Origin of the sequence: Citrobacter sp. Ce006, from assembly GCF_030336535.1 — a bacterium.
Taxonomy (GTDB): domain Bacteria; phylum Pseudomonadota; class Gammaproteobacteria; order Enterobacterales; family Enterobacteriaceae; genus Citrobacter; species Citrobacter europaeus.
Genome location: NZ_JAOWDO010000059.1, coordinates 33,828 through 41,746 on the forward strand (window position 1 = coordinate 33,828; position 7,919 = coordinate 41,746).

15 protein-coding genes are annotated in these 7,919 nt (G+C 55.4%); 14 read left to right on the forward strand and 1 reads right to left on the reverse strand.

The features are described 5' to 3' along the window. Positions 1-2: 2 nt before the first annotated feature. The 9 genes from gpM (at position 3) to OGV94_RS06245 (ending at position 3,523) form a co-directional block, all read left to right on the forward strand. Positions 3-653: a phage terminase small subunit gene (gene gpM / locus OGV94_RS06205; RefSeq protein ID WP_040230488.1), complete on the forward strand. Its 651-nt coding sequence runs from the start codon at positions 3-5 to the stop codon at positions 651-653. Positions 654-746: 93 nt separating this feature from the next. Further along, on the forward strand, positions 747-1,211 hold the full coding sequence (locus OGV94_RS06210; RefSeq protein ID WP_025711939.1) for a head completion/stabilization protein: 465 nt from the start codon (positions 747-749) through the stop codon (positions 1,209-1,211). Beyond that, entirely contained in the window at positions 1,211-1,414 is a 204-nt protein-coding gene (locus OGV94_RS06215) for a tail protein X (protein ID WP_000868184.1), read from the forward strand. The genes OGV94_RS06210 and OGV94_RS06215 overlap by 1 nt, the downstream gene beginning before the upstream one ends. A gap of 3 nt (positions 1,415-1,417) precedes the next feature. After that, the gene (locus tag OGV94_RS06220; RefSeq protein WP_001397650.1) at positions 1,418-1,633 is read left to right on the forward strand and encodes an HP1 family phage holin; all 216 of its coding nucleotides are present in this window, start codon (positions 1,418-1,420) and stop codon (positions 1,631-1,633) included. Further along, entirely contained in the window at positions 1,614-2,129 is a 516-nt protein-coding gene (locus OGV94_RS06225; protein WP_286522869.1) for a lysozyme, read from the forward strand. The genes OGV94_RS06220 and OGV94_RS06225 overlap by 20 nt, the downstream gene beginning before the upstream one ends. Then, on the forward strand, positions 2,126-2,554 hold the full coding sequence (gene lysB, locus OGV94_RS06230; protein WP_286522872.1) for an Rz-like lysis system protein LysB: 429 nt from the start codon (positions 2,126-2,128) through the stop codon (positions 2,552-2,554). Before OGV94_RS06225 ends, lysB begins: the two co-directional genes overlap by 4 nt. Next, the gene (gene lysC / locus OGV94_RS06235) at positions 2,439-2,687 is read left to right on the forward strand and encodes an Rz1-like lysis system protein LysC (RefSeq protein WP_286522888.1); all 249 of its coding nucleotides are present in this window, start codon (positions 2,439-2,441) and stop codon (positions 2,685-2,687) included. Before lysB ends, lysC begins: the two co-directional genes overlap by 116 nt. Continuing rightward, positions 2,650-3,081, forward strand: a complete 432-nt coding sequence (locus OGV94_RS06240; protein WP_286522873.1) for a phage tail protein — start codon at positions 2,650-2,652, stop codon at positions 3,079-3,081. The genes lysC and OGV94_RS06240 overlap by 38 nt, the downstream gene beginning before the upstream one ends. After that, positions 3,074-3,523, forward strand: coding sequence for a phage virion morphogenesis protein (locus OGV94_RS06245; protein WP_286522875.1), 450 nt, complete (start codon positions 3,074-3,076; stop codon positions 3,521-3,523). The genes OGV94_RS06240 and OGV94_RS06245 overlap by 8 nt, the downstream gene beginning before the upstream one ends. A gap of 2 nt (positions 3,524-3,525) precedes the next feature. Here OGV94_RS06245 and OGV94_RS06250 read toward each other — a convergent pair whose 3' ends face one another. Next, positions 3,526-4,155 carry a DUF2971 domain-containing protein gene (locus OGV94_RS06250; protein ID WP_286522877.1) on the reverse strand — a complete coding sequence of 210 codons (630 nt, stop codon included), beginning with the start codon at positions 4,153-4,155 and terminating at the stop codon, positions 3,526-3,528. A gap of 281 nt (positions 4,156-4,436) precedes the next feature. Between OGV94_RS06250 and OGV94_RS06255 the strand changes: the two genes are divergently transcribed. From OGV94_RS06255 to OGV94_RS06275, 5 genes are all read left to right on the forward strand, one after another. Continuing rightward, entirely contained in the window at positions 4,437-5,015 is a 579-nt protein-coding gene (locus tag OGV94_RS06255; protein WP_286522879.1) for a phage baseplate assembly protein V, read from the forward strand. After that, on the forward strand, positions 5,012-5,371 hold the full coding sequence (locus OGV94_RS06260) for a GPW/gp25 family protein (protein WP_286522881.1): 360 nt from the start codon (positions 5,012-5,014) through the stop codon (positions 5,369-5,371). The genes OGV94_RS06255 and OGV94_RS06260 overlap by 4 nt, the downstream gene beginning before the upstream one ends. Next, positions 5,358-6,266, forward strand: coding sequence for a baseplate assembly protein (locus OGV94_RS06265; RefSeq protein WP_286522883.1), 909 nt, complete (start codon positions 5,358-5,360; stop codon positions 6,264-6,266). The genes OGV94_RS06260 and OGV94_RS06265 overlap by 14 nt, the downstream gene beginning before the upstream one ends. Beyond that, on the forward strand, positions 6,259-6,864 hold the full coding sequence (locus OGV94_RS06270) for a phage tail protein I (protein WP_001397640.1): 606 nt from the start codon (positions 6,259-6,261) through the stop codon (positions 6,862-6,864). The genes OGV94_RS06265 and OGV94_RS06270 overlap by 8 nt, the downstream gene beginning before the upstream one ends. Then, on the forward strand, positions 6,861-7,919 hold a 1,059-nt coding region (locus OGV94_RS06275; protein WP_286522884.1), incomplete at its 3' end, for a phage tail protein. The genes OGV94_RS06270 and OGV94_RS06275, both read left to right, overlap by 4 nt.

Consider the following 7,919-nt stretch of genomic DNA (forward strand, 5'->3'; position numbering starts at 1 on the left):
GCATGAGCCTGAGTCCCGCACGGCAACACCGCCTGCGCATTCAGGCCGAACAGGCCGCCCGTGAGGGCGGCAGTGTTCGCCATGCGTCGGGTTATGACCTGATGCTGCTGCAACTGGCAGAAGATCGCCGCAGGCTTAAAGGCATCCAGTCCACGGTGAAAAAGGCGGAAATCAAGGTGGAGCTGCTGCCGAAATATTCTGCCTGGGCAGAGGGCGTGCTGGCTGCCGGAGGCGCGCAGCAGGATGACGTGCTGATGTACGTGATGTTGTGGCGTATCGACGCCGGTGATTATGCCGGTGCGCTGGAAATCGGGCGTCATGCGCTGCGCCATGGCTGGGTGATGCCGCTGGGCAACCGTAACGTGCAGACCGTGCTGGCAGAAGAAATGGCAGACGCGGCGCAAAGCGCTCTGCTTGCTGCTGCCGGTTTTGATGCCGATCTGCTTCTGCAGACGCTGGACCTGACAACCGATCTGGATATGCCGGACCAGTCGCGGGCGCGCCTGCATAAAGCCATCGGCGCTGTACTGAGCGAAAGCAACCCGGCGTCTGCCCTGAATCACCTTACCCATGCGCTGCAGCTTGATCCCCGCTGCGGTGTGAAAAAAGAAAAGCAGCAGCTGGAGCGCAGACTGCGCAATGACAGCCGCTAAAGAACGTGCCCCGCGCACGGGCGGCACGGGATGGCGAAAGGCACTGCCACATCAAAATTCCGTCCACCGCCCACTTATTCAGGAGAAAGCCGCATGAAGTTTGTTGCGCCCGAACAGGCACCGGAACAGGCGGAGGTCATCAAAAATACGCCGTTCTGGCCTGATGTGGACCTGTCGGAATTTCGCAGTGTGATGCGAACTGACGGCACGGTGACGCAGCCGCGTTTAAAGCAGGTTGTGCTGACGGCTATTTCTGAGGTTAACGCTGAGCTGTACGACTTCCGCAACCGCCAGCAGATGCTGGGCTGGCGGACACTTGCTGAGGTTCCTGCAGAAATGCTGGACGGCAAAAGCGAGCGTATCCAGCACTACCACAACGCCGTTTTTTGCTGGGCGCGCGCTGTGCTCAATGAGCGTTATCAGGACTATGACGCCACGGCGTCAGGCGTGAAACGGGGGGAGGAGCTGGCGGAGGCCAGCGGCGATCTGTGGCGTGATGCCCGCTGGGCCATCAGCCGGGTGCAGGATGCACCGCACTGTACGGTGGAGCTTATCTGATGAAAGTGCGTGCGCATCAGTATGACACGGTGGACGCGCTTTGCTGGCGTCATTACGGGCGCACGCAGGGTGTCACTGAGCAGGTTCTGCAGGCGAATCCGGGGCTGGCTGAGTACGGCCCATTTTTACCGCACGGGCTGCAGGTGGAGCTGCCGGACATTACGGCGTCAACCACAGCGCAGACCGTCCAGCTATGGGACTGAATTATGACGCTTGAACGAATCAGCGCCTTTATCACTTACTGCATCGCCGTGCTGCTGGCATGGCTGGGCGATCTGTCGCTCAAGGATGCGTCAACGGTTGGCGGCGTACTGATTGGTGTGCTGATGCTGGCTATCAACTGGTACTACAAACACCAGTCTTTCAGGTTGCTGCGCGATGGCAAAATTTCACGGGGGGAATATGAATCCTTCAATCGTTAAGCGCTGCCTTGTCGGGGTTGTGCTGGCTATCGCCGCCACGCTGCCCGGTTTCCAGTCGCTCAAAACCTCCGTTGAAGGGCTGAAACTGATTGCCGATTACGAGGGATGCCGTCTGCAGCCGTATCAGTGCAGCGCAGGTGTCTGGACTGACGGAATTGGCAATACATCCGGGGTGGTGCCGGGGAAAGCTATCACGGAACGGCAGGCGGCGCAGGGGTTAATAAACAATGTGCTGTTGACTGAAAAAAGGCTGGATGCCTGCCTGACGGTTAAGCCCCCGCAACATGTTTACGATGCGCTGGTGAGTATTGGTTTCAATGTGGGGACCGGCGCGATCTGCAGGTCAACCATGGTGTCATATATCAATCGCCAGCAGTGGTGGCAGGCATGCAACCAGCTACCGCGCTGGATTTACGTTAATGGTGTAAAAAATAAAGGTCTGGAGAACCGCCGCGCGCGGGAACTGGCCTGGTGTCTGAAAGGTACTGGAGCGTGACGCGCGCACTTGTGGTCGTGCTGGCGCTGGTTCTTGTGGCGCTGGGCTGGCAGTCGTGGCGGCTTAATAATGCCAGTCACACCATTGAGACGCAGGGCGAGGCGCTGAAAAGAAAAGCGCAGGAACTGACGAAGAAAAACAGTCAGTTGATCGGCCTGTCCATTCTGACCGAAACCAACAGCCGGGAGCAGACGCGGCTTTATGCGGCAGCGGAACAGACCACCGCACTGCTGCGAAGCCGCCAGCGCCGGATCGAGGAACTGAAACGTGAAAACGAGGATTTGCGCCGCTGGGCTGACGCTCCTTTGCCTGCTGACATTATCAGGTTGCGCGAACGTCCGGCCCTTGCCGGAGGTGCAGCTTACCGTGAATGGCTGTCCCAGAGTGACGCAGTGCCGCCTGGAAAGGTCAGCGCCGCGCAGTAACGGTGATTTGAATACGGCGCTGGATGAAACAGAGGCCGCCTGGGCGGTCTGTGCTGACAAAGTCGACACGATAGTTGCGTGTCAGGAGCGTAACAGTGAACAAACCGCAGTCCTTACGCAGCGCCCTGAATAAAGCGGTAATGTATATCCGCAATAACCCGGATAAGCTGCACCTTTTCGTTGATAACGGCTCACTGGTGGCAACCGGTGCCAGCTCTATGTCATGGGAATACCGCTACACCCTGAACGTGGTGATCGAGGATTTCAGCGGCGACCAGAATCTGCTGATGGCTCCCGTGTTGCTGTGGCTCAGAGAAAACCAGCCGGACGCCATCAGCAACCCGGAGCTGCGCGAAAAACTGCTCACCTTTGAAGTGGATATTCTGCGCAATGATGTATGCGATATCAGTATGAACCTGCAGCTGACGGAGCGTGTGCTGGTCAGCACTGACGGCAGCGTGTCAAGCGTTGAAGCGGTGCCGGAGCCTGACGGATTCGAGGAAATGTGGACGGTGAAACGTGGGTGAGTTGCAGAGGGTGGATGACTGGCTAACGGCATTGCTGGCAAATCTGGAGCCTGCAGCACGCAGCCGTATGATGCGGCAACTGGCGCAACAGCTACGCCGGACGCAGCAGCAGAACATCAGGATGCAGCGTAATCCTGACGGCAGCGGCTATGAGCCGCGCCGGGTGACAGCCCGTAGCAAGAAGGGACGCATCAAACGCCAGATGTTTGCAAAGCTTCGCACCACAAAATACCTGAAAACTGCAGCCAGTGCCGACTCTGCCAGCGTGCAGTTTGAGGGTAAGGTGCAGCGGATTGCTCGTATTCACCACTACGGCCTGCGTGACCGCGTCAGCCGTAAAGGCCCGGAGGTCCGCTACGCTGAGCGCCGCCTGCTGGGTGTGAATGATGAGGTGGAAACCGTTACCCGCGATACGCTATTGCACTGGTTATCGGAGTCATAGCTTCAAACAAGGCATTGACGGATAGCCTCATCAATAGGCAATTTGTTAAAGGTCCACTCTGACTGATCGAAGCCACATACATAAATCTTACAAAGAGGTAATATAGCGTTTATTTCATCACGCTTTTGAATTAAATAATTTTTATTAAATGAGTTTCTAAAACCTAAATACAATTCCTTAATACTTGATTTTTCTATCTCTTGGATTTCTGTTTTACGTCTATGTACATTTCTTACAACTCTAACTTCTTCCTCATAAGACCAGTAAGCTGGTTTATACAGGAATGTTCTTTGTAATGCCTCAAGTATATCTGGGTTATATATGTGTTGAAGGCCTTCATAGAAAAATGAATTAGTAGAGTTTATGAAGGGCGATTTTGGTTTTGTTGAAGCATAAATGACGCTTCCAAACTTCGCAGGAATGACATTAGAACCATTTTCATTTAACCCTGCTGCGTCTGCATCAATTCCAAAAACAAATCCTGCATGGGAGCCGTTTCCTATGTCGAGAGAAATACCTCTTGTTCCTTCTAATTTTTCGCCCCTGGCATAATGTGCCCACATCAGAGGGTTTAAAGGGTTACGGGTAAGTGAAAGAATACCGTAGGACATAGAGGCTGCAACAAACCTCATAGCTTGTTCTGCATCTTCGGATACAGAATCGTAATGCAAGCTCGTTAGCTCAAAGGGATCATTTAGGGACGATGCCTTTGAAAATTTCAAGGTCGAAGTATTCAGTATTATTTCCGCTGTTTTCGAATCTACATATTTATATAAAATCATATTTAAATAACTCAAGTCGTTAGTGCTTTTAAATTTAATAAAATAACAAATAATATTAATGCTTCATTGTAAGAGACTCCATACAAAGACGATAGGTTTTTTGATTTGTTTTGTTGATGCACTCTCACGGAATGAATGCACAACTGACCGAAATCATGCGTCTTATCACCAATCTGATCCGCACCGGCATCGTGACCGAAGTGGACCGGAAGAAATGGCTGTGCCGGGTGAAAGTGGGCGAGCTTGAAACCAACTGGATTAACTGGCTGACGCTGCGCGCCGGTGGTGCCCGTACATGGTGGTGTCCGTCGCCGGATGAGCAGGTGGTGGTGCTGAGCATGGGCGGCAATCTGGAAACCGCTTTTGTGCTGCCCGCCATCTACTCCAATCAATTTCCGCCGCCGTCGGATTCTGTGGACGGCTGCGTGACGGAGTACCCGGACGGGGGCTGGTTTGAGTATGAACCTGCCACCGGACGATGGCATGTCAGGGGCATCAAATCCATGGTGATCGAGGCATCAGACAGCGTTACCTACAAAACCGGTGAGTTTGTGGTGGAGGCTGACACCACGCGCATTAACAGCGAGGTGGTGATCAATGGTGGCGTCGCTCAGGGCGGCGGCGCAATGAGTTCTAACGGGATCGTAGTTGATGACCATGAGCATACTGGTGTTCTGAAAGGCGGCGACAACACGGGGGGACCGGTATGACGTTGTATATCGGTATGAGCAGGAACGACGGGCAGGCCATTGCAGATACAGACCATCTGCGCCAGTCGGTGCGGGATATTCTGCTGACGCCGCAGGGCAGCCGTCTTGCCCGCCGGGAATATGGCTCCCTGCTGTCTGCCCTGATTGACCAGCCGCAGAACCCGGCGCTGCGCCTGCAGATTATGTCTGCGGTCTATGTGGCGCTGAACCGCTGGGAACCGCGCCTTACGCTGGACTCCATCACCATCAACGGCAATTTTGACGGCTCTATGGTGGTTGAGCTTACCGGACACAGCAATAACGGCGCACCGGTTTCCTTTTCCGTATCAACAGGAGCAGACAATGGCAGTCATTGACCTTTCCCGGCTACCGCCGCCGCAGATTGTGGACGTGCCGGACTTTGAGGCATTGCTGGCAGAACGCAAGGCCGCCTTTGTGGCCCTCCATCCGGCTGATGAACAGGAGGCCGTTATGCGCACGTTAGCGCTGGAGTCAGAACCCGTCACCAAACTGCTGCAGGAGAATACTTACCGAGAAATCCTGCTGCGCCAGCGTATTAATGAGGCTGCGCAGGCGGTCATGGTGGCCTATTCCATGGGAAATGACCTTGAGCAACTGGCAGGCAACTGCAACGTGAAGCGCCTGACGGTAGTCCCTGCCGATAATGACGCGGTGCCGCCGGTCGCCGCAGTGATGGAAAGTGATGAAGCATTACGCCAGCGCATTCCTGCAGCATTTGAGGGGCTGTCCGTTGCAGGGCCGACGGGAGCCTATGAGTTCCACGCCAGAAGCGCCGACGGGCGCGTGGCGGATGCCAGCGCAACCAGTCCGGCTCCGGCAGAGGTGGTGATTACCGTACTGAGCCGCGAGGGTGACGGTACGGCAGGGGCAGACCTGCTGGCAGTGGTTGAGCAGGCGCTTAACAGTGAAAAGGTTCGCCCGGTGGCAGACCGCCTGACGGTGCGCAGCGCTGAAATTATTCCGTACAGCGTGGATGCAACGATCTTCCTTTATCCGGGGCCGGAGGCTGAGCCGGTGATGGCAGAAGCAAAAGCCAGCCTGCAGAAGTACATCGCCAGTCAGACGCGGCTGGGACGAGATATCCGCCGCAGTGCCATTTATGCCGCGTTGCACGTAGAGGGCGTCCAGCGTGTGGAGCTGACGTCCCCTCTGGAGGATGTGGTGCTGGATAAGACACAGGCGGCGTCCTGTACTGAATGGAGTGTCACCAACGGGGGTACGGATGAATAGTCTGCTGCCGCCGGGTTCGTCGCCGCTTGAGCGCAGACTGGCGCAGACCTGCAGCGGGATTTCCGATCTGCAGGTATCACTGCGGGATTTGTGGAACCCGGCAACCTGCCCGATCAGATTTCTGCCTTATCTTGCCTGGGCGTTTTCTGTTGACCGCTGGGATGAAAGCTGGACAGAAAGCGTTAAACGCCGCGTTGTGCAGGACGCTTTTTATATCCATCAGCACAAGGGAACAACCAGCGCTGTGCGGCGTGTGGTGGAGCCGTTTGGCTTTCTGATCCGCATCATTGAGTGGTGGCAGACCGGCGAAACGCCGGGGACGTTCCGTCTGGATATTGGCGTGCAGGACCAGGGCATAACAGAAGAAACCTATCTGGAACTGGAGCGCCTGATCGGTGACGCCAAACCATGCAGCCGTCATCTGGTTGGTATGTCCATCAACCTGCAGACAGGCGGCCCGTATTTTGTGGGTGCAGCCACCTACACCGGCGAAGAAATCACGATCTACCCCTATATCAACGAAACCATTATTTCCGGCGGCACCGCTTATGAGGGCGGGGCGGTCCATGTTATTGACACGATGAGAGTGAACCCATGAGCGCAAAATTTTACACCCTGCTGACGGATATCGGCGCGGCGAAACTGGCAAGCGCCGCCGCGCTCGGTGTCCCGTTGAAAATTACCCATATGGCGGTGGGTAGCGGTGGTGGTGTGCTGCCCACACCCAACGCGCAACAGACCGCGTTAGTGGCTGAGGAACGCCGCGCAGCGCTGAATATGCTGTATATCGACCCGCAGAACAGCAGCCAGATTATTGCTGAGCAGGTGATCCCGGAAAATGAGGGCGGGTGGTGGATTCGTGAAGTCGGCCTGTTTGATGAAACCGGTGCGCTGATTGCTGTGGGTAACTGCCCGGAGAGCTACAAGCCGAAGCTGGCGGAGGGCAGCGGACGTACGCAGACCGTGCGTATGGTACTGATTACCAGCAGCACCGATAACATCACCCTGAAAATAGACCCTGCAGTGGTGCTGGCAACTCGCAAATATGTGGATGACAAGGTGTTGGAGCTTAAGGTGTATGTGGATGACCTGATGGCAAAGCATCTTGCTGCTGTTGATCCTCATTCGCAGTATGCACCAAAAGACAGTCCGACACTTACCGGTACGCCAAAAGCGCCGACGGCGGTGGCAGGCAATAATTCCATGCAGCTTGCAAACACGGCCTTTGTGCAGGCTGCTATTCTTGCCCTGATTGGTGGCGCACCGGCAACGCTGGATACGCTGAAAGAAATTGCAGCAGCTATCAATAATGACCCGAATTTCAGTACCACCCTTAACAATGCGCTGGCATTGAAAGCCCCGCTGGCAAGCCCGGCCCTGACCGGAACGCCAACAGCTCCTACTGCCGTTCAGTCAACGAATAATACGCAGATTGCCACTACCGCGTTTGTGAAATCTGCCGTCGCCGGGCTGGTCGGTTCGTCGCCGGAGGCGCTGGACACACTGAATGAACTGGCGGCTGCGCTGGGGAATGATCCTAACTTTGCGACAACAGTGATGAACGCGCTGGCGGGAAAACAGCCACTTGATGACACGCTGACGAATCTCAGCGGGAAAAGCATTTCAGGGCTTCTCGAATACCTTGGTTTGGGA

Bases quoted from the DNA above. Each gene is read 5' to 3' on its own strand.
- OGV94_RS06210 (WP_025711939.1), top strand. From the start codon at position 747: ATGAAGTTTGTTGCGCCCGAACAGGCACCGGAACAGGCGGAGGTCATC.
- OGV94_RS06215 (WP_000868184.1), top strand. From the start codon at position 1,211: ATGAAAGTGCGTGCGCATCAGTATGACACGGTGGACGCGCTTTGCTGG.
- OGV94_RS06225 (WP_286522869.1), top strand. From the start codon at position 1,614: ATGAATCCTTCAATCGTTAAGCGCTGCCTTGTCGGGGTTGTGCTGGCT.
- OGV94_RS06270 (WP_001397640.1), top strand. From the start codon at position 6,259: ATGAATAGTCTGCTGCCGCCGGGTTCGTCGCCGCTTGAGCGCAGACTG.
- OGV94_RS06265 (WP_286522883.1), top strand. From the start codon at position 5,358: ATGGCAGTCATTGACCTTTCCCGGCTACCGCCGCCGCAGATTGTGGAC.
- gpM (WP_040230488.1), top strand. From the start codon at position 3: ATGAGCCTGAGTCCCGCACGGCAACACCGCCTGCGCATTCAGGCCGAA.
- OGV94_RS06220 (WP_001397650.1), top strand. From the start codon at position 1,418: ATGACGCTTGAACGAATCAGCGCCTTTATCACTTACTGCATCGCCGTG.
- OGV94_RS06260 (WP_286522881.1), top strand. From the start codon at position 5,012: ATGACGTTGTATATCGGTATGAGCAGGAACGACGGGCAGGCCATTGCA.
- OGV94_RS06250 (WP_286522877.1), bottom strand. From the start codon at position 4,155: ATGAGGTTTGTTGCAGCCTCTATGTCCTACGGTATTCTTTCACTTACC.
- OGV94_RS06255 (WP_286522879.1), top strand. From the start codon at position 4,437: ATGAATGCACAACTGACCGAAATCATGCGTCTTATCACCAATCTGATC.